The sequence below is a fragment of the Xanthomonas sp. BRIP62411 genome (assembly GCF_003993525.1).
Classification (GTDB): domain Bacteria; phylum Pseudomonadota; class Gammaproteobacteria; order Xanthomonadales; family Xanthomonadaceae; genus Xanthomonas; species Xanthomonas euroxanthea.
In genome coordinates this window covers 60,119-79,556 of record NZ_QEZI01000005.1, presented here as the reverse complement: position 1 = coordinate 79,556, position 19,438 = coordinate 60,119, and the positions used below count along the sequence as shown (strand labels likewise).

The window sequence follows — 19,438 nt, the reverse complement described above, 5'->3', positions numbered from 1 at the left end:
GCCGATGGACAAGGCACGCATCGACAACGCGGCACGGTGGCTTCAACGATGGACGGCGGCAGTGTGTGCCCTGGCGCAATCGCTGGAGGCAGAGCGGGTGGCGCACTGGCTGGGTCCGGTCGCTGCATCGGGCTGGGAACGCGCGCCTGCGCAGCGCCGTGTGCGCGTGATCCAGGCCTGGTCGGGATGCTTGCGCATGCAGGTCTCTGCGCTGGATTCGCCGGCCAACCAGCTGGTGGTGCTGGCGCCCGACCTGCTCGCCAAGGTATTGATGAGCCGCGCGTTGTTTTCGCGCGCACTGGCGCTGCGCCGCTGCATCGAGCGCGAGCGCCTGAGCTGGTTCGAGCAGCGGGTGGGGCCGGCGGTACTTGAGCATGTGCGCCATCGCGCGGTCACCGGCATGACAGCGCCACTGTTGCCGCGCGACGCCGACCAGGCGGCATGGGTCGGCGATGGCTGGCGTCGCCTTGCGGCCGATGGCGCCTGGCCCGACCCGTGCATCGCCAAGGTGATCGCGCTGTCCTTGCCGCTGGGCGCTGCCCAGGTGGCGCCCATCGCTGCAGATGGCGCGAGCGATGCATTCCTGCAGGCGCTTCCCACCTTGTTGCCGGAGCTGCCATGCGCCTGTGGCTGAGGTCCACACCGGAGGCGGTCGGCCTGGACGGCGACGTCATCCCCCGTGAGGCATTGGCCCGTGTGCTGGAACTGGACGCCGCGGCTGCACAGGTGCACGCGCGGTGCGCGCAGACGCTGACGGACGCCCAGGCGCGTGCGCAGGCGCTGATCGACGACGCCCGGCAGCAAGCCGAGGCGATCCTCAACGATGCCCGGGACAAGGCCGAGCGCAGCGCACGGTTGGGCTATGCCGCCGGCCTGCGCCGTCAGCTCGACACGTGGAACGAGCGCGGCGTGCGGCATGCCTTCGCGGCCGAGGACGCCGCACGGCGCGCCCGCGAGCGTCTGGCCGGGATCGTCGCGCATGCCTGCGCACAGGTGCTGCACGGGCACGATCCCGCTGCGCTGTACGCACGCGCCGCCCAGGCGCTGGACGGCGCCCTGGACGAGGCCAGGGCCTTAAGGGTGAGCGTGCATCCGGATGCGCTGGACGACGCGCGGCGCGCCTTCGATACGGCCGCGGCGGCCGCAGGCTGGCCCATGCCGGTGGAACTGTGCGGCGACGCGGGTCTCGCCCTGGGCGCCTGCGTGTGCGAATGGGATACCGGCGTGTTCGAGGCCGATCTGCACGATCAGCTACGCAGCATCCAGCGGGTGATCCGCCGCGTCCTGGCCGCGCCGCAGGCGGTGCCGGATGACTGCTGAGTTGCCGGTGCTGGAGGCAACGCTCGAGCGCGAATTGGCTGCGCTGGCCTTCGGTCGTCGCTACGGCAAGGTGGTCGAGGTGATCGGCACCATGCTCAAGGTCGCCGGGGTGCAGGTCAGCCTGGGCGAGGTGTGCGAGTTGCGCCAGCGCGACGGCACGCTGCTGCAGCGTGCCGAGGTGGTGGGCTTCAGCCGCAATCTTGCCTTGCTGGCGCCGTTTGGCGAACTGGTGGGCTTGTCGCGCGAGACACGCGTGATCGGATCGGGCCACCCATTGGCGGTGCCGGTCGGGTCGGCGTTGCTGGGACGCGTGCTCGATGGCCTGGGCGAGCCGGCGGACGGCCAGGGGCCGCTCGCCGGCGACGGCTGGGTCCGGATCCAGGCGCAGGCGCCGGATCCGATGCGCCGGCGCCTGATCGAACAACCGATGTCGACCGGCGTGCGCATCGTCGATGGCCTGATGACGCTGGGCGAAGGCCAGCGCATGGGCATCTTCGCCGCCGCCGGCGTCGGCAAGAGCACCTTGATGGGCATGTTCGCGCGCGGCACGCAGTGCGATGTCAACGTGATCGTGCTGATCGGCGAACGCGGACGCGAAGTGCGTGAGTTCATCGAGATGATTCTTGGCCAGGACGGTCTGGCGCGCAGCGTGGTGGTGTGCGCCACCTCCGATCGCTCCTCCATCGAGCGCGCCAAGGCCGCTTATGTCGGCACCGCCATCGCCGAATATTTTCGCGATCAGGGCATGCGCGTTCTGCTGATGATGGACTCGCTGACGCGCTTTGCCCGCGCGCAACGCGAGATCGGTCTGGCCGCCGGCGAGCCGCCCACGCGTCGTGGATTTCCGCCATCGGTGTTCGCCGAGCTGCCCCGCCTGCTCGAACGTGCCGGCATGGGCGAGACCGGCTCGATCACCGCGTTCTACACCGTGCTGGCCGAGGACGACACCGGCAGCGATCCGATCGCCGAAGAAGTGCGCGGCATCCTGGATGGCCATCTGATTCTGTCGCGTGAGATCGCCGCCACGAACCAGTACCCGGCCATCGATGTGCTGGGAAGCCTGAGCCGGGTGATGAGCCAGATCGTGTCTGCCGAGCAACGCCAGTACGCAGGACAGCTGCGGCGTCTGCTGGCCAAGTACAACGAAGTGGAAACCTTGCTGCAGGTCGGCGAATACCGCCAGGGCAGCGACGCTGTCGCCGACGAGGCGATCGCCAGGATCGATGCCATTCGCGACTTCCTCAGCCAGCCCACCGACCAGCTCAGCGACTACAACACCACCCTGGAGCAGCTTGCCAGCGTGATCGACGATGCGTGAGCATGCCGGCACCTGGACCACGTTGCAGCAGCTGAAGACGCGCCGTCATGAACGGATGCAGGACCGTCTGGGCGACTGCAGGCGCGCGCTGGCGCAGTGCGACCGCGAATGCGCCAGTTGCAGTCAGGAGGCCAGCGCCTGCACCGCGCGTCTGGCCGCATTCGATGCCACGCTGGCCGACAGGGCCGGCGCGGGTGAGCCGATCGGCATCGAGGCGATCCTGCAGCACCAGCGCTTTCGCGCCGTGCTGGAAGAGCGCTGCCGCGCCGCAGAGCAGGCGCTGGTCGCAGCGGCGCAGGCGTTACAGAACGCACGCGACGAGGCCGCAGCGGTGCAACAGGCCGTGAGCAAGCTGCAGGCGCAGGCGCAGATGTATGCGGAAAACGCCGCCAGCGCGCAGCGTGCCTGGCAAGCCCAACGCGAAGCGGCCGAGGAGGAAGACGCGATCGAGGCGTTGGTCGGGCTGCGCTTGCATCGTGCCGCGCGCGGAGTGGGGCAATGAACGACACCGCCACCGCGCTGCTGGCGCTGTCATCCCAGGGCGTGTCGCTGCTGACCCTGCTGGCGTTGTGCGGAGTGCGCGTGTTCGTGATGTTCTTCGTGCTGCCGGCCACGGCGCAGGACAGCCTTCCGGGGATGGCGCGCAACGGCGTAATCTATGTGCTCAGTTCCTTCATCGCCTACGGACAGCCGGCCGATGCGCTGGCCAGGATCGAAGCGACCGGCCTGGTGGGCCTGGTATTCAAGGAAGCCTTCATCGGCCTGCTGATCGGGTTTGCCGCATCCACGGTGTTCTGGGTTGCCGAGAGCGTGGGCCTGCTCATCGACGATGTGTCCGGCTACAACAACGTCCAGATGACCAACCCGCTGAGCGGCGAGCAGAGTACGCCGGTGTCCACGGTGTTGATGCAGCTGGCGATCGTGTCCTTCTACGCGCTGGGCGGCATGCTGATGCTGCTCGGTGCGCTGTTCGAATCGTTCCGTTGGTGGCCGCTGAGCCAGCTCACGCCGGACATGGGAGCGGTCGCCGAGTCCTTCGTCATCCAGCAGACCGACGACATGATGACCGCAATGGTCAAGCTGTCTGCGCCGGTGATGTTGGTGCTGGTGCTGGTGGATCTGGCCATCGGCTTTGTGGCCCGCGCCGCCGACAAGCTGGAACCATCGAACCTGAGCCAGCCGATCCGTGGGGTACTGGCATTGCTGCTGCTCGCATTGCTGACCAGCGTGTTCATTACGCAATCCGGTGACGCACTCGGCTTCCTCCATTTCCAGCAGCAGTTGCACGATGCCGCCAACATCGGCGGCAAAGGGGGCGCCGCGAATTGATCATTGTTGAGACATCCACTGCCGTGCGCTGCCTACACTGACCGCACGCGCCACCGATGCACTGCCCGACGCCGTGTCTGCAGCCCGGCTGCACGCGGCACGCAATCCCGGCCGACGCCTGCCTGCCGGGCGCCACCCCATCGACTTCTTTCACTTGCCTCGCAGAGGGAACGCCATGGCATATGCCTGTCCTCCAGTTCACCGCCATCGACGTGCGCCATTGGCCGCCGCGTTGTTGCTCAGCCTGCTGCCGCTGCTGCCGCCGCATGCCGATGCCGCGCAGGTGCCGTGGCATTCGCGCAGCTTCAAATACGTCGCCGACCACAAGGATCTCAAGGAAGTGCTGCGCGACCTGTCCGCCAGCCAATCCATCACCACCTGGATTTCACCGGAAGTGACCGGCACGCTCAGTGGCAAGTTCGAGGCCAGCCCGCAGAAATTCCTCGACGATTTGTCTGCGACATTCGGCTTCGTCTGGTATTACGACGGTGCGGTGCTCAGGATCTGGGGCGCCAATGAAACCAAGAACGCAACCTTGAATCTGGGCGCTGCATCGACCAGTGCCTTGCGCGATGCGCTTGCGCGCATGCGCCTGGACGATCCGCGCTTTCCGGTCCGTTACGACGAGGCGGCGCACGTGGCGGTGGTGTCCGGCCCGCCGGGGTATGTGGATACCGTCGCCGCGATCGCCAAACAGGTCGAGCAGGGCGCACGCCAACGCGACGCCACCGAGGTGCAGGTGTTCCAGCTGCATTATGCGCAGGCCGCCGATCACAGCACCCGCATCGGTGGGCAGGATGTCCAGGTGCCGGGCATGGCCAGCCTGTTGCGCAGCATGTACGGCGTGCGTGGCGCTCCTACCGCGGCGCTGCCCGGGCCGGGCGCCAATTTCGGGCGGGTGCAACCGATCGGCGGCGGCTCGTCCAATACGTTCGGCATCAGTGCTCAGGGCCAGAATGGCGGCGGCAGTGGTAACAACGGCATTCTCGGCTTGCCTGCGTCGTGGTTCGGCGGTGGCTCTCCGTCCGATCGGGTGCCGGTCAGCCCGCCGTTGCCGGGCACTGGCACCAATGCGCCGGCTAGCGTCTGGCCGGAGATGAGCCAGGCCCGGCGCGACACGCCGCTGGCGGTGGATGCAGGCAGCGGCGGCGAGCTGGCCTCCGACGCGCCGGTGATCGAGGCCGACCCGCGCACCAACGCCATTCTGATTCGCGACCGCCCCGAGCGGATGGCGGCCTATGGCACGTTGATCCAGCAGCTCGACAACCGCCCCAAGCTGCTGCAGATCGATGCCACCATCATCGAGATCCGCGATGGCGCCATGCAGGATCTGGGCGTGGACTGGCGTTTTCACAGCCGGCGTGTCGACGTGCAGACCGGCGACGGGCGTGGCGGCCAGCTTGGCTACGATGGCACCCTGAGCGGTGCGGCGGCGGCAGGGGCAAGCGCTCCGTTGGGCGGCACCTTGACGGCGGTCCTGGGAGATGCGGGACGTTACCTGATGACGCGTGTGTCGGCGCTGGAGCAGACCAACAAGGCCAAGATCGTCTCTACCCCGCAGGTGGCGACGCTGGACAACGTGGAAGCGGTGATGGATCACAAGCAGCAGGCATTCGTGCGTGTCAGCGGCTACGCATCCGCGGACCTCTACAACCTGTCCGCCGGCGTGTCGCTACGCGTTCTGCCAAGTGTGGTGCCGGGCTCGGCCAACGGACAGATGCGCCTGGATGTGCGCATCGAAGACGGGCAGCTGGGCGCCAACACCGTCGATGGCATTCCCGTCATCACCTCCAGCGAGATCACCACGCAGGCATTCGTCAACGAGGGGCAGAGCCTGCTGATCGCCGGTTATGCTTCCGATAGCGACCAGACCGATCTGAACAAGGTGCCCGGGCTGTCCAGGATTCCACTGGTCGGCAACCTGTTCAAGCATCGCCAGCAGAGCGGGTCGCGGCTGCAGCGCTTGTTCCTGCTGACCCCGCATATCGTCTCGCCCTGAGCAGCGCCCCGAGGGGCCGCCGATGCTGTTGAAACGTGCAGGCTGCCGCGTGGACCGGCAGCCTGCACGCATTGCCCATCAGGCCTGGCCGGTAATGCTCGACAGGTTGGCATTGAAACCGCCACCCAGACTGTTGCCGCCCAGGTTGCTGCCTAGCGAACCGCCACCGCCCATGCCGGCGCCGCCCTGGTTCTGCATCAGCTGCATCACGATCTGCATCAGCATCTGCGTCAACGGACTCAGGCCCTGCTGACCGTCCTGCGGCTGGTCGTTTCCGCATTCCTGATTGGCATCGCTGCCCTGGCTCTGTTGAAGCATCATCATGATGAACATGGCGAGCAATTGATCCAGCTGCTGCTCGGAGCCAGCCGAGGACGCGCGCTGACCGGAGTTCTGCGTTTGCTGGGGCCCGACGCCCATCGTCTGCACGTTGCTGAAATTCGAAAAGTTGGTTCCGATAGATGAGTCCATGGTGGTTCCCGTCTCATGTGGTTGACTGGGTACATCGCGGTTGCCGGAAAGCTGCAACGGCAAGCTCGCAACAGGGACGCTGTGTTGCCCCGTCGGCAAGGTAGAAGAGGCAAGCGCGATGCATCTGCCAGGACGCGAAAGCGCGCTTTTGCTTGCGAACGTGATGGCAGCCAAATCTTGGGAAACCGCTGGAAAACAGCTGCGTTGCAACGCTGCACGCGGTGCTTTCGCTTATGTCATAGACGCTTCGTCCAGCATGTGCCGGCGTGTGCACAGCACCGTTATGGTGGCGCGATCGAGCGGGGGACGTTGGATCAACCGGGGATGCGTATCCACTCCGCCGCGTTGCTGGAATCAACGACGATCAGGTGACAGAGATGACAGAGACCGATACGCCGACCACGTGTGCGTCTGCGCACGGCACGGGGATGTGGCATCCACGGCATTGGGCCACGCTCTCCAGCAACATGCCCGCAGACGAGCGATGGTGCGCGCTCCAGGCCAGCCGTGCTGTCGCGCCTCGGCGATGCGCGTGGCTTGCGGCGGCGTTGCTGTGCGCCGCGCCGCTCGCACGCGCAGACTGTTTTGAAGAAGCCGCCGGTTATCAACACGTCAATCCCTGGGTGTTGCGCGCCATTGCGTGGCAGGAATCCCGGGGCCGTGCCGACGCGATCCACCGCAACAACAACGGCACCATTGATTATGGAAAAATGCAGATCAATTCGATCCATCTGCGGCGTCTTTCCAGCTACGGCATCTCCAGGGATGCGTTGATGCAGCCGTGCGTCAGCGTGTATGTGGCGGCCTGGCGGCTGCGCGAGATGACCAATAAATATGGAAATACCTGGGCTGCCGTCGGCGCCTATCATTCCGAAACGCCCGCGGAGCGCGACAAGTATGCGCATGCCATTCACGCGATTCTGACCAGGCGCGGGGTGGTTGCCGAGTAACGCTATTGCACGCGGCGGTGGCGCACTGCGTTGCTGGTCTGCCCGCATTGCGTGCCCAAAAGGAAGTGCCGTGGGCATACACACCACGCCCGCCGAATGGCGAGCGAGGTGGTTTGATCGCCGTGCTTACCCGGCCTGCGAGCGAGTCGCTTCGGCTGCGCGAACGGCCCCATCGGCCTGCCAGGTGGCGCCGATGGTCTTGTACTGCATGCCGGCTGCCACGCCGGACACCGTATTGGAGAGCAGGCCGCTGCGTGCGGGCGACAGCCCGACCCAGGCGCCAATCATGTTGATGGCGGTACCAAGCGCGATATTGGAATTGATGGCGGCCGTGCGTGCGACCGAGTGATCCATGACCCGCTCATAATCCTCGCGCTTGCCTTTCCATTCGGGCTCCCAGATCTGCTTCGTCCCGGCCTGGTCGGCTTCGTGCTGGGTGACATTGATCCAGTCCGCCGTTTCCAGGCCGACATTCAGGGCCGCCGTCATCGCCGATTGACGCAAGATGATGCTGGTCGCCTCGCCTTGGGTGAAAGGCGAGTTCAGGCCGGCCCAGCGTTGCCGGGCCGCTGCAAAGTCCGGCGACGCCAGCTCGTTCGATGCCAGGTTGGCCAGCACGTTGGCCATGCCGTAGAACCTGCCGGCGCTGGTGATGTGCGGATCGCTGATGCCACCATTGGAGCGGGCCGGGTGCTGCATTCCCACCATCTTGAAGGTGGCCTGGATGGTGTCGCGGGCTGCGGCATACGCGGCGATCTTCAGGTCGCTGGCCAGCAGCCTGGCCGCCATCTCCGGTTGGCCGGATGCCTTGCCGGCCGCACCCACGGCGATGTTGCTCAGGATGCCGCCCAGCGCGAGCCGGGTGACCAGATCCGAGTAATGTTGCTGCTCGGTTCTCTTGTTCTCCTGTTCGTCGCTGGATAAGGCATCCCACTGTTCGAGACTGAGATTGTGGAAGCCTCGCGCAGCCGCGTCGGGGTTGCGCTTCTCGCGGTTGCTCCGCAGCGTATGCAGCGCCATCTGCAGCGTGCCGGCGACGGCCTGCATGGCGACCACCGCCTCGGGTGGAAGCTGGCGAAGAGCGGCAAACAATCCCTCGCCCAGCAACTCACGCGCAAATGTGGTCGGTCCTACGGAGCTGGCCTGGTGCACCAGATGCCCCAGCGCAGCACCCAGGTATTGTCCGTCGAATTTGATCGGGAGTATGCCGCGCGCTGCCGCCGCCACCGCGGTGGCGGTCGGTCCAAGGACGGTGCTTGCGCCACGCACTGCACCGGTCCCGATCGATGCAGCCAGCGCACCCAGGCGCTCGCTGCGTGTTGTTGCGGCGGTGGCTGCGGATGTGTGCTCCGGCGGATCGTGTGGTGCAGCCTGTTGGTGGGGGATGGAGGACGGGTCTGGTGGTGCAAAGGAGTCGTCGGCGTCGAAGAAGTGCTCGCTGGTGCTTTCTTCGCCATGCAGTATCGATGCGCTAGCGGCATGCAGCAGCGGGCTCTTGCCGGTGTGCTGGGTTCCGTCCGCAGCCCTGCCAGATCCGGTGCTGCGTTGAGAGTTGCTGCGTCGTCCAGACGGCCTGCGAGGCAGGCCCGCCAGTGCAGGGTCTGCCGTTGTTGCTGGCGTCTGGTTGCGCTGTTGCAGCGGCGGCATGTCAATCACAACGTCTTTATGCGTCGATTGCGGCGGCTGGGAAGCACTGGCTGAGGGGATCTTCATCACGGCATGTCCTCGCTGTGGGGGGAAGGGCGGCGCGCTGCCGCCGGGCTTGCTGGGCTGCCGACGTGCGGCGTTGACAGCCAGCACATCATTCGACGGACGCATGGCGGTGCCGGCCTCGGTTGCAGCGCAGGCGGCGCCGGTGGCCGGCGACGCGTCGATCGAGGTGTCGCCCGGCAAACGCGCGGCACGCAGACACGGTCTGGCGCACGTGCCGTCATCAACGATCCGGTCAACGACAGTGCGAACTTTCCAGTGTGCAATCGCAGTGCTTGGACGCGCCCCGGCATCCACGGCCACCGTGTGTGGCATGCGTCATCGTCGTCAGTGACTCGAAAATGACATCAAGCCGAAGATCGGGGACGCTTCAACTGCGAAATGATCATTCCGCAACGGAATAAAGCATTCCTTGTGCCGATGAAATGTGTCTGCCGTTGGCCGTGCCTTCGCCTACCCGAGCACATCGTCGTGCTCGCAGCGACGACCACCGTCGAATTGAACTCTCCAGAAAAAGGCCGGCGCGATTTGGATCGCCGCTCCTGCAGTGTCACGCATGTTGGTAAGACGCCAATGATGGGCCTTCGCGCCCATACCCATCGGTGCGGATGGCTCGGTAGTGCGGCAGATATCTTGAATGCTCACTGCAGGAGTGCGGCGACTGATGGGGTTGCTCCTGCATGTTCTCCAGTTGGTTATTCAAATCAGCAGGATGGAGATATCCCGAAGGACGCGCCGCAAATGCGAACGTGGGATCTGCGCCCGGGCTTGCCGCTCCTGTAGCGTTGGCTGACGCCGCCGAGCTTCATCCTTATGTCCGTATGCACCACTCGACGCCAGCTGCTGCGTGGCGCGGGCACACTTGCCTTGCTCGCGCGCATTCCCGCCGGCTGGGCATTGCCGGCCGGTCCGGCACGGCCGCCCGGCTTCATCGATGCATTGGTCGCACGCATGAGCGTGGAGGAAAAAGCGGGCCAGCTCAGCCTGTTCAGTTCGGCGCAGCAGGACGGCAAGGCGATCGTCGCCAATCCACTCACGCGCACTGCCGACGGGAGCGCGCAACTGGCTGCCGCCCGCGCCGGACGGCTGACCGGAGTGTTCAACGGTTCCAACGTACGCTGGCATCAGCAACTGCAGCAGGCCGCGCTGCAGAGCCGGTTGCGGATTCCGCTGTTGTTCGCCGCCGATGTGATCCACGGCTACACCACCGTGTTCCCGGTGCCGTTGGCCGAAGCAGCCAGCTTCGAGCCGGCGCTGGCACAGCGCACTGCGCGTGCCGCGGCGAGGGAGGCCAGTGCGGTCGGTTTGGACTGGACCTTCGCGCCCATGGTGGATATCGCCCGCGATGCACGCTGGGGCCGTGGCGTGGAAGGCGCCGGCGAAGACGTGCTGCTGGCACGGCTGTTTGCGCAGGCACGGGTACGCGGCTTTCAGGGCGATGCGGGGCTGGCCCATCCCGAGGCGATGGCTGCCTGCCCCAAACACTTCGCCGCCTATGGTGCGGCCGAGGGTGGGCTGGATTACAACCGCGTGGATGTGTCCGAACGGACCCTGCGCGAGGTGTATTTCCCGCCGTTCCAGGCAGCGTTTGCCGCCGGCGCGGTCACGACCATGGCCGCCTTCAACGAACTGTCGGGCATTCCCGCCACGGCCAACGCATGGCTGCTGGATACGACGTTGCGCCAGGAATGGGGCTATCCCGGCCTGGTGGTGTCCGACTTCCAGGCCGACCAGGAACTGATTGCGCACGGCGTTGCGGTCGATGGGCGTGACGCGGCAAGGCTGGCCTTCCTGGCCGGGGTGGATATCAGCATGGAAAGCGGCCTGTATCTGCAGCACCTGCCGGCCCTGGTTGCCGCAGGTGATGTGCCGATGGCACGGCTGGATGCGTCGGTAAGACGCGTGCTGGCGTTCAAGGCGGCGCTGGGGCTGTTCGACGACCCGTTCCGGCGCATCCGGCCCGCACGGGCGCAGTCATCGCAGCGCACCACCGACACCTTGGCACTGGCCCGCGAAGCCGCCTGCAAATCGGTGGTATTGCTGAAGAACGATGGCGAGCTGCTGCCATTGCGCCGCAGCGGGGAGCGCATTGCCTTGATCGGGCCGATGGCGCGCGACTGGGTCAACCACGCCGGGCCATGGAGCCTGTTCGACGAGGAGGACAGGCGCAACACGCTGGCCGCCGCACTGGCGAATGCGTTGCAGGATCCGCAGTTACTGCAGGTGGTGGACGGCTGCGACTTTGACCAGGCACTGCCGGGCGGCGTGCAGGCCGCGGTGGCGGCCGCGCGCGGTGCCGATGTCGCGCTGCTGGCGATCGGCGAACCGTTGAGCTACTCGGGCGAAGCGCAATCGCGCAGTGAGATCTGCATCCCCGAGCCGCAGCGACAGTTGCTGGCGGCAGTCGTCGCCACCGGCACGCCTGTCGTGGTCCTGCTGAGCACCGGTCGCGCGCTTGCGCTGGAGGGGCCGGTGCTTGGCTGCGCGGCGATCCTGGTGACCTGGTTTCTGGGCTCTGCCGCCGGCGTTGCACTGGCCGACATCCTGCTTGGTGCACAGGCACCGTCCGGCCGTTTGCCGGTGAGTTTCCCGCATGCGCTCGGGCAGGTGCCGTACACCTATGCCCACCCACCCACCGGCCGTCCCACTCCGCAGCCGGACGACCTGGAGCCTTACACCACGCATTACCGGACGGCGCCCAATGCGGCGCTGTTTCCGTTTGGCCACGGACTCACCTATGGGCGCATCGCCTATGCCGAGCTGAGCTTGAGCGATGCGCGCCTGCCAGCCAACGGCAGCCTGCGCATCAGCGCACGCATCTACAACCACGGCACGCGCGATGCGGACGAAGTGGTGCAACTGTATGTCCGCGACCGCAGTGCCAGCGTCACCCGGCCGGTGCGCGAGCTGAAGGATTTCCGCAAGCTCACGGTGCCTGCAGGCGGCAGTGCGCCGGTGGAGTTCATGCTGCGGCGTGCGGACCTGTTGTTCATCGGCCAGGCGTTGAAACCGACGGTGGAGCCGGGGGTGTTCGATGTGTGGGTGGCGCCATCGGCCGAAGCTGCAGGCGTGACGGCGAGCTTCGAATTGGTGGAGTGAACCGGCGTGCGGTATTGCCTGCGCACCCAGGCAGACGTGGTTGAGAATCGCAGCCGGGGATATCTGCCGGAGCATGATGTCGCCGGGCCACGTTCCATCGTTGGCGCAGGAGGATCCCTACCGAATCATGGCGCCGGAATCGGGTGCGCGGGCGGTGAGGGCGGCCGCAGGCACCGGAGACAGCGCCATCGCCGCCCTGCAGCTGCCTGCCGGTGCGTCCCCGCTCAGCTCAGCCAGCTGCTGCAGGTGCTGGTGGTCTTGCCGTCGCAGCTGGCCTGCATCTTCTGCTGCAGGCGCGCCAGCACCGCGCCGCCTTCCTGGCGATGCTGCCTGCTCCAGGTCTTGAGCGCGCTGCCCAGCGCCTGGATGCCCTGACGGTTACGCCGACCGTAGCGATCCGGTTGGCCTGCCACTTCCGCGATCACCTGCGCGCCGGCGGATTCGACGGCAGCGGTGTCCTGCGGGGTGAGCCGGAGCACTCCATCGGCATACCGCAACGCCGACTCCACACGCGTTGCAGGGCCTTGTGAACCTTCGTAGGACTTTTTCAGCCACGTCACCGCCGTCTTCGGATCGTTGCGTTCTTCGGCGAGATAGGCCAGGAACTGCATGTAGTGATAAGGCGTCTTGCTACGCGTCAGTTCGCCCAGCAGCAGTTGTTCTGCACCGGCGTTGTCGCCTGTTGCGTCCAGCAGTTCGGCGGCTCCGGCGATGACGGACTCACGTTCTTCGTCGGTCTTTGCCGCCTGCACAGCCCATTGCACGCGCTGGCGAACGGTGTCGAGCACCGCTGCCGGCAGCGGTGGTTGCGGCTTCTGCGGCGCGCTGTCGGATGTTTGACCTTGTGCCAGGCGAGCGAGATCGACCCGTGTGGAGGCCGTGATCATCCTGTCCGCGATCGGAAGCGTGGCGTCGGCGTAGACCGTGTCCAGCGCCTGATTCAACGCCAGGGAGAGGGCAGCGCGCTCGCCAGGATCATTGGTGGACGCCACCACCAGGCGCGGCGCAAAGCGGCTCAGCTCACTGCGATTGGCGCGCACTTCCGCCGGGTCGGCCAGCACCGCCTTCAACAACGCCAGATGCGCCGGGCTGGTCACCGGCGGCGTTGGTGCAATGGACAGCGCCAGCAGCGCGAACCTGCGCTGCAATGCGGGCTGCGGCGCGGAGGCGGCCAAATGCTCAAGCACCTCGCTTGCACTGTGCGTTCTTGCCGGCTCGCGCGCCATGCCCCACCACTCGTAGCCGGCCAGCAAGGTCCAGTCGTCGGCGCTCAGGTCCTTCGGCGTCTGCAACGCCCGCTCGAGCAATTGCTCCGAGGTCGTGGTCCGTGTGGCAGCCACCCGCAGCGCGTCGGTCAGGCGGGCATTGTCGCTATAACCAGCCAGGCGCGTGATCTGGCTGCGATCCGGGCGCAGCACGATGATGGTGGGATATGCCTTGACGCTAAAGTGATCGCCCCACTTCTGGGCATCTGCAAGGTCCGCATTCAGATGCACCACCACGAATTTACGCGTCAATGCGATGAAGGCAGGATCCTTGAACAAGGTGGCCTGCAGCCGGTTGCACGGTGGGCACCAGATGGCGCCCCAATAAAGCATCAGTGGCTTGCCGCTCTGCCTGGCCTCGGCAAAGGCACCCTCGACGTCCCCTTCGCGCCAGGCGATGCCGGCGCTGGCGGCAGGTGGGGCAGCGGTCCGGGTCTGCGCCGGCGGTGCTGGTGTGTCCGGCTTGCCGCAGCCGGTCAGGCTTGCCAGCACCGCCAACAGCGCGATCGATAGGGGCCAAGGGCGCTGGAATGACAGCAGCATGAGAAATCACCAGTGAGAGCGGGGAGGATCGAATGACTGAGCGCGCGGCATTGCGCCTGCGCTCGATGACGTCACGCCCTATTTAGCGCCGCCGGCAATCCGGCAGCGTCACTGGATGCGAAGTGGCGTTGGCGCCAGCGCAGTGATGTGAGTCAAGGTCTCGACGACGCACGGGGCATGGCGCCCGTCGTGCGCGAAGGTCCGATCAACGGAAATGAAAACGGGTACGATCGCCCAGCATTGCGCGCTCCTTCGCCGGCAGGTGCCGGTGCATTGCAGCGCTCGGCATCGCCTGCGTGGAGGGCGGCGGATACATCGATAGGCCTGGTGCTGCAGGTGTGTTGACCGTCTCCGGATAGCCGCGATCGTGTTGTCACCATCCAGTCATGGACGGTCAACGCACCAGCGATGCGCATGGCATCGCCGGCCCGGCGGCAGGGCTTGTTGCTTCAGCCAGCAACCTCACTCGCAAGAGAGCCCGGATCACCGGGCCCTCCGGTTGCCTGAGGACTAAAATTCCCGCCAGTTGGCGGCATCCATGGCGGTGGGAGCGGTCGGCTTTTGTGGCGCAACCGCCCGGCGTGTCGGCGTCTTGCCAGGTGCCGGGTTTTTCCCCTGGGCGACGTTATGGGCTGCTGTTGCACGCGCCGGGGCGTGCGCGGTGCGGACCTTGGCCTCTTCTATCTTGAACACCGCGACCGCCTGCGTGAGTTGCCCGGCCTGTTCTTCCATCGAACGCGCCGCGGCGGTGGCTTCTTCCACCAGCGCGGCGTTCTGCTGGGTGGTTTCGTCCATCTGGGTCACGGTGAGGTTGACCTGCTCGATGCCTGCGGACTGTTCCTGCGAGGCGGCGGATATCTCGCCCATGATGTCGGTCACGCGCTGCACGCTGGCCACGATCTCGGCCATCGTGGAGCCCGCGGTATGCACCAGCGTCGAGCCTTCGGCAACGCGCTGCACCGAGTCGTCGATCAATCCCTTGATCTCCTTGGCCGCCGCGGTGGAGCGCTGGGCCAGGGTGCGCACTTCCGAGGCGACCACCGCGAAGCCACGGCCCTGTTCGCCGGCACGCGCCGCTTCCACGGCGGCATTGAGCGCCAGGATATTGGTCTGGAACGAGATGCCGTCGATGACCGAAATGATGTCGGCGATCTTCCTGGACGAGGCTTCGATGCCGGCCATGGTGCCGACGACCTTGCTGACGATCTCCCCGCCCTGCGATGCCACGCTTGCCGCGCCGATCGCCAGTTGGTTGGCCTGACGCGCGTGCTCGGCATTCTGCCTGACCGTGGACGTCAGCTCTTCCATCGAGGCGGCGGTTTCTTCCAGGTTGGCGGCCTGCTGTTCGGTGCGCTGCGACAGGTCCTGGTTGCCGGCGGCGATCTCGCTGGCGGCCGAGTTGATGGAGATCGCCGAATGCTGGATGCGTCCGACGATGTCTGCAAGCTGCGCGGCGGTGGTGTTGGCGTCGTCGCGCATCTGCGCGAACACGCCATTGAAGTCGCCGCGCATGCGCGCGGTCAGGTCGCCGGCGGCGATGGATTGCAGCAGCGACGACAGCGACTGCAGGTTGCCATCGGCGGTGGCCATCAGCTGGTTCAGGCTGTCGACCATCACGTGGAAATCGTACTGGAAACGGTCGGCGTCGCCGCGCGCGGTGAAATCGCCACTGGCGGCGGCCTGCGCGAGCTGCTTGATCTGGTCATTCATCGCGGTCAGATTGGCCCTGACCTCGTCCATGGTCCGGGTAAGCACGGCCTTTTCGCCCGGCAGGCGGTCCATCTCGTCGGAGAGATCGCCAATCGCGTAGCGCCCGATGATCTGGGTCAGGCGCATCGTCACCGCGATGTGCGAACTCACCAGCGCGTTGGCATCGCGCACCATGTGGCCATACTCTCCGGGAAATGCGCCTTCGTCCATGCGGTAGCTCATTTCGCCAGCGTCGTGTCGACGGGCCATTTCCAGCTGCGCCGCGATGACCCCTTGCAGACGATCGCGGATGCGGTAGACCGCGCTGGCAAGTTGTACGGTTTCGTCCTTGCCGCTGACCTTGATATCGACATCCAGCACGCCGCGCGACAGCTGCTCAACGGCGGCCACCGCCCGCCGAATCGAGGCGGAGATCGCGTTGCCCAGGATCAGTGCGAGGCTGACGCCGGCCAGTGCAATCAGGCCCAGGGCGATCGCCGACAGGGTCATCGCGCGCGTGTTGGTGGCTTGCTGCTGCTGGTAACGCAGCTTGGCGGAGCTGGCCAGCTCATCGCGCAAGGTGGCCAGCCCGGCGAATGTGGCGTTCGCGTTGTCCTTGACCTGGGTGCGGTTGACTTCCGCGCCGCCCGCGATATCTCCTGCCTCGATCAACTCGATCTGGCGCTGCATGCCGGCCTGCATGGCCGCGTAGCTCGTCTTGATCTTCTGCAACTGGGCCGCGTGCTGCTTTTCGTTGTGCAGCATCTGCTCCAGTTCCACGATGCTGGCGGCCGCCTGGGTGAATCGCTTCTCGTTTTCCTGTTTCCACTGCGTGATCAGCTCCGGCGTGCCGATGGCAATCATGCGCAAGATGTTGATGTCGACGCGCGTCAGCTGGCCGTCGATGCTGCTGGCAAGCGCGGAGCCGATGGAGTCCCGGTTGTAGAGCGTGCCGACATTGTTCTTGGAGGTGTGCAGGCTGTTCAGTAGAAACAGGCAGAGCAGGATGCTCGGGATCAGCGTTCCCAACAATGCCAATAAAAATTTGCTCTTGATCGTAGTTAGCATGACGGGCCTGGTGATGCAGCTGAGGGGGGTGAGGAAACCGATGGGATGGGCGGGACGGCAAGGGAGCCTGACGCGACGCCCTGGCAGCGGACCTGTTCAGATCGGTAGAGATTGCTTGCCCTGTCCTTCCTTAGCGGCGGTCATCACAAAACCTTGATGCAGCGAAAGCCGCAGCGAATCGATGTCGCAACACATAAGAGATATTTTGATTGTCTGATAGCAACAGGGCAGCAAAGCTATCTCGATGGACTGGATGCGACTCTGTGTAATGACGGGCTCGACCTGATGCCTGATGCCTCCGGCCGGTCCAACGTCCCGCGACAGCACAAGCTCATAGGAACTGCTGCCATCGCGCGCAGCGCTGATGCGCGGACGCGTAGTGGGCTCGGCAAGGTTGGGTTTAGACTCCCCGACGCACGTCGTCGGCCGTAGCAAGACGGCTTTCTGTCAATTCGGCCCATTGCACTAGCGCCTCGAATGACGGGCCGAGCGCACGTCCCAGTGCGCTTAGGGTGTATTCCACCTTGGGGGGTACCTGGGGATAAAGCGTGCGGATGACGATCCCATCCTCTTCCAATGCTTTAAGTTGCTGGATAAGCATTTTCTGGGTGACGTCCGGTATCCGACGTTCCAATTCTGAGAAGCGCAACGGCCCGTCCGCCGCGAGAAGATGGACGATGATGACAATCTTCCATTTGCCCTCGAAAACGCGAAGAGCGCGGGCTGCAGTGGCGGCCCACGCACGCTGCTGTTTGGGATCCTGACAAGGCGGGTCCTGAGCCATTGGCTTACCTCTGGTGAGTACCCCACCATTTGGTGGGTTCTTGCTGATCTTACCGTTCACTACTAGCTTGTTTCCTCACAAAAATTGCGAGGAGTTACATTGAAGATCGGCATCTTGGGCACTGGCCACATTGGCAAGACACTCGTCCGCAGGCTTGCTGCGGTAGGGCATGACGTGAAGGTCGCCAACTCGCGCGGGCCCGACACGATTCAGCGCGACACGTTCGTCAACGGCGGCCATGCAGTCACCGCGCAAGAGGCGATAGTCGATGTTGAGGTTGTCATCCTTTCCATCCCGTTGAACCGTATTCCGGCAGCAAGCCCGCTGCTTTCCTCCATCCCCGCCGAGACGGTGGTGATCGACACCTCCAACTATTACCCCACACGGGACGGCTTGATCCAGGACATCGATCAAGGAAAGGTGGAAAGTCTCTGGGTTGCAGCGCAGCTTGGCCGTCCGATCGCCAAGGCCTGGAATGCAATCGGCGCGGCGTCCTTTGCAGACAGGGATAAGCCGGCCGGCGATCCGCAACGCATTGCGATCCCGGTTGCTGCCGATCGTCAAGAAGACCTGCGCGTCACCATGGCGCTCGTCAACGACACCGGCCTGGACGCGGTCGACGCCGGCAGCCTATCCGAGTCCTGGCGGCAGCAGCCTGGCAGTCCGGTCTATTGCACCGACTTGACTCGCCAGGAGATCCTGCAGGCGTTGGCCGCGGCTGAGAAGGCTCGCCTTCCGAAACGCAGGGACCTGGTCCTGGACGTTTTGGCCGAACGGATCGGCCAGGCCGGCTCCCCGGATGGCAATTATCTGGTGCGCATCAATCGCGCGATTTTCATGTGAGCCGCGTACCGGGCAACGGCACGCGGGCCTGAGCAACACGGCTCACATGTCCTGGAAAGGAGTGAATATGAACATCGGCATTATTGGCGCAGGCAATATCGGTGGCGTGTTGGCGCGCAAATTCGTCGCAGCCGGACACTTCGTCAAACTGGCCGGATCCAGAGGACCCGACAGCATTCGCGAACTGGCCGACAAGATCGGCGCCGAGCCTGTCACGGCGGAACAAGCGGTCACGGGGGTGGAGGTGATCGTGCTGTCGATCCCGTTCGCCAGGATTCCCGAGGTTGCCGGCTTGTTTTCGACCGTGCCTGCGGAGGTGGCGGTGATCGATACCTCGAACTACTACCCGCAGCTCGGCACCAGGATCCCGGAAGTCGACGGCGGCAAGCTGGAAAGTGTCTGGTCCAGCGAGCAGCTTGGCCGGCCCATCATCAAGGCATTCAACGCCGTGCTCGCCAGGACACTGGCTGAGCGCGGCAAGCCCGCAGGCACGCAGAACCGGATCGCCATCCCGGTGGCAGGCGACAGTCCGGCCGGCAAGGCGATCGCGCAGCAACTGCTCGACGCTGCCGGGTTCGACTCGGTCGACGCGGGAAATCTTGCAGATTCATGGCGGCAGCAGCCAGGCACGCCTGCGTATTGCACCGAGCTTCCGACCGCTGAGCTGGCGTCAGCGCTCAAGGCCGCAGTGAAGGGTGATGCACCGGGTCATCGCGATGCACTGATGGCCGAGTTCCTTGGGGCCGACGCACCGCCAAGTCACGAGACGATCGTTACGCGCAACCGGGCAGTGACCGCGCCCCGCTGAGATCCGATTCCAGGGGATCGGAAGAACCTTCGTGAGGAGCGGGTGCCAAACCGAATGGATCCAGCCGGTTGCACATCGCACCGGGATGGTCTGCGCGCTGCAAAGGTGTCGAAGGCGCTCACCTGTAAGCACTGGATGCGCGCGGCGAACATGCCTGCGCATCTCGCGGTCGCGGCCTTGCAGCCATTAATGCGCCCACGGGTGAATGACCGGCGTCAGCACGGCAGTGGCGCCGTGCTGAC

15 protein-coding genes are annotated in these 19,438 nt (G+C 65.4%); 10 read left to right on the top strand and 5 right to left on the bottom strand.

The features are described 5' to 3' along the window. The first annotated feature begins 4 nt into the window (after positions 1 to 4). From EO139_RS02280 to sctC, 6 genes are all read left to right on the top strand, one after another. Positions 5 to 634: a type III secretion protein HrpB4 gene (locus EO139_RS02280; RefSeq protein WP_126969186.1), complete on the top strand. Its 630-nt coding sequence runs from the start codon at positions 5 to 7 to the stop codon at positions 632 to 634. Further along, on the top strand, positions 619 to 1,320 hold the full coding sequence (gene sctL, locus EO139_RS02275) for a type III secretion system stator protein SctL (protein ID WP_126969185.1): 702 nt from the start codon (positions 619 to 621) through the stop codon (positions 1,318 to 1,320). The genes EO139_RS02280 and sctL overlap by 16 nt, the downstream gene beginning before the upstream one ends. Continuing rightward, positions 1,310 to 2,638, top strand: coding sequence for a type III secretion system ATPase SctN (sctN, locus tag EO139_RS02270; RefSeq protein WP_126969184.1), 1,329 nt, complete (start codon positions 1,310 to 1,312; stop codon positions 2,636 to 2,638). Before sctL ends, sctN begins: the two co-directional genes overlap by 11 nt. Continuing rightward, positions 2,631 to 3,140, top strand: a complete 510-nt coding sequence (locus EO139_RS02265) for a type III secretion protein HrpB7 (RefSeq protein ID WP_126969183.1) — start codon at positions 2,631 to 2,633, stop codon at positions 3,138 to 3,140. The genes sctN and EO139_RS02265 overlap by 8 nt, the downstream gene beginning before the upstream one ends. Then, positions 3,137 to 3,967, top strand: a complete 831-nt coding sequence (sctT, locus tag EO139_RS02260) for a type III secretion system export apparatus subunit SctT (protein WP_104583505.1) — start codon at positions 3,137 to 3,139, stop codon at positions 3,965 to 3,967. Before EO139_RS02265 ends, sctT begins: the two co-directional genes overlap by 4 nt. Positions 3,968 to 4,142: 175 nt before the next feature. After that, on the top strand, positions 4,143 to 5,966 hold the full coding sequence (gene sctC, locus EO139_RS02255) for a type III secretion system outer membrane ring subunit SctC (protein WP_126969182.1): 1,824 nt from the start codon (positions 4,143 to 4,145) through the stop codon (positions 5,964 to 5,966). Positions 5,967 to 6,044: 78 nt separating this feature from the next. Here the strand turns inward: sctC and xopA are convergent, their stop codons facing one another. Continuing rightward, entirely contained in the window at positions 6,045 to 6,437 is a 393-nt protein-coding gene (gene xopA, locus EO139_RS02250) for a XopA/Hpa1 family type III secretion system protein (protein ID WP_126945453.1), read from the bottom strand. A gap of 467 nt (positions 6,438 to 6,904) precedes the next feature. On the opposite strand from xopA, the gene EO139_RS02245 reads away from it, so the two are divergent. Further along, a complete protein-coding gene (locus EO139_RS02245; RefSeq protein ID WP_241235895.1) occupies positions 6,905 to 7,387 on the top strand; it encodes a lytic transglycosylase domain-containing protein in 483 nt (160 codons plus the stop codon). Positions 7,388 to 7,513: 126 nt separating this feature from the next. Here the strand turns inward: EO139_RS02245 and EO139_RS21355 are convergent, their stop codons facing one another. Next, positions 7,514 to 9,103 (bottom strand): hypothetical protein, encoded by a 1,590-nt coding sequence (locus EO139_RS21355; protein ID WP_206515111.1) that lies wholly within the window; start codon positions 9,101 to 9,103, stop codon positions 7,514 to 7,516. A gap of 807 nt (positions 9,104 to 9,910) precedes the next feature. Here EO139_RS21355 and EO139_RS02225 point away from each other — a divergent pair. Next, positions 9,911 to 12,196, top strand: coding sequence for a glycoside hydrolase family 3 N-terminal domain-containing protein (locus tag EO139_RS02225; protein ID WP_119129428.1), 2,286 nt, complete (start codon positions 9,911 to 9,913; stop codon positions 12,194 to 12,196). Positions 12,197 to 12,420: 224 nt separating this feature from the next. On the opposite strand, the gene EO139_RS02220 is transcribed toward EO139_RS02225, so the two are convergent. From EO139_RS02220 to EO139_RS02210, 3 genes are all read right to left on the bottom strand, one after another. Then, positions 12,421 to 14,004, bottom strand: a complete 1,584-nt coding sequence (locus EO139_RS02220; RefSeq protein WP_126969180.1) for a thioredoxin family protein — start codon at positions 14,002 to 14,004, stop codon at positions 12,421 to 12,423. 510 nt (positions 14,005 to 14,514) lie between these two features. Further along, positions 14,515 to 16,761, bottom strand: coding sequence for a methyl-accepting chemotaxis protein (locus EO139_RS02215; RefSeq protein ID WP_126969179.1), 2,247 nt, complete (start codon positions 16,759 to 16,761; stop codon positions 14,515 to 14,517). A 400-nt stretch (positions 16,762 to 17,161) separates the two neighbouring features. Then, positions 17,162 to 17,605 (bottom strand): helix-turn-helix domain-containing protein, encoded by a 444-nt coding sequence (locus EO139_RS02210; RefSeq protein ID WP_241235892.1) that lies wholly within the window; start codon positions 17,603 to 17,605, stop codon positions 17,162 to 17,164. A gap of 39 nt (positions 17,606 to 17,644) precedes the next feature. Between EO139_RS02210 and EO139_RS02205 the strand changes: the two genes are divergently transcribed. Both EO139_RS02205 and EO139_RS02200 read left to right on the top strand, forming a co-directional pair. Continuing rightward, positions 17,645 to 18,388: an NAD(P)-binding domain-containing protein gene (locus tag EO139_RS02205; RefSeq protein WP_104583513.1), complete on the top strand. Its 744-nt coding sequence runs from the start codon at positions 17,645 to 17,647 to the stop codon at positions 18,386 to 18,388. 67 nt (positions 18,389 to 18,455) lie between these two features. Beyond that, on the top strand, positions 18,456 to 19,196 hold the full coding sequence (locus EO139_RS02200; RefSeq protein ID WP_126969178.1) for an NAD(P)-binding domain-containing protein: 741 nt from the start codon (positions 18,456 to 18,458) through the stop codon (positions 19,194 to 19,196). Positions 19,197 to 19,438: the final 242 nt, after the last annotated feature.

Excerpts from the sequence above, each read along its gene's own strand:
- EO139_RS02245 (WP_241235895.1), top strand. The coding sequence starts at position 6,905 with ATGCCCGCAGACGAGCGATGGTGCGCGCTCCAGGCCAGCCGTGCTGTC.
- xopA (WP_126945453.1), bottom strand. The coding sequence starts at position 6,437 with ATGGACTCATCTATCGGAACCAACTTTTCGAATTTCAGCAACGTGCAG.
- sctC (WP_126969182.1), top strand. The coding sequence starts at position 4,143 with ATGGCATATGCCTGTCCTCCAGTTCACCGCCATCGACGTGCGCCATTG.
- sctL (WP_126969185.1), top strand. The coding sequence starts at position 619 with ATGCGCCTGTGGCTGAGGTCCACACCGGAGGCGGTCGGCCTGGACGGC.
- sctT (WP_104583505.1), top strand. The coding sequence starts at position 3,137 with ATGAACGACACCGCCACCGCGCTGCTGGCGCTGTCATCCCAGGGCGTG.
- EO139_RS02220 (WP_126969180.1), bottom strand. The coding sequence starts at position 14,004 with ATGCTGCTGTCATTCCAGCGCCCTTGGCCCCTATCGATCGCGCTGTTG.
- EO139_RS02280 (WP_126969186.1), top strand. The coding sequence starts at position 5 with ATGGACAAGGCACGCATCGACAACGCGGCACGGTGGCTTCAACGATGG.
- sctN (WP_126969184.1), top strand. The coding sequence starts at position 1,310 with ATGACTGCTGAGTTGCCGGTGCTGGAGGCAACGCTCGAGCGCGAATTG.
- EO139_RS02215 (WP_126969179.1), bottom strand. The coding sequence starts at position 16,761 with ATGCTAACTACGATCAAGAGCAAATTTTTATTGGCATTGTTGGGAACG.
- EO139_RS02200 (WP_126969178.1), top strand. The coding sequence starts at position 18,456 with ATGAACATCGGCATTATTGGCGCAGGCAATATCGGTGGCGTGTTGGCG.
- EO139_RS02225 (WP_119129428.1), top strand. The coding sequence starts at position 9,911 with ATGTCCGTATGCACCACTCGACGCCAGCTGCTGCGTGGCGCGGGCACA.
- EO139_RS02265 (WP_126969183.1), top strand. The coding sequence starts at position 2,631 with ATGCGTGAGCATGCCGGCACCTGGACCACGTTGCAGCAGCTGAAGACG.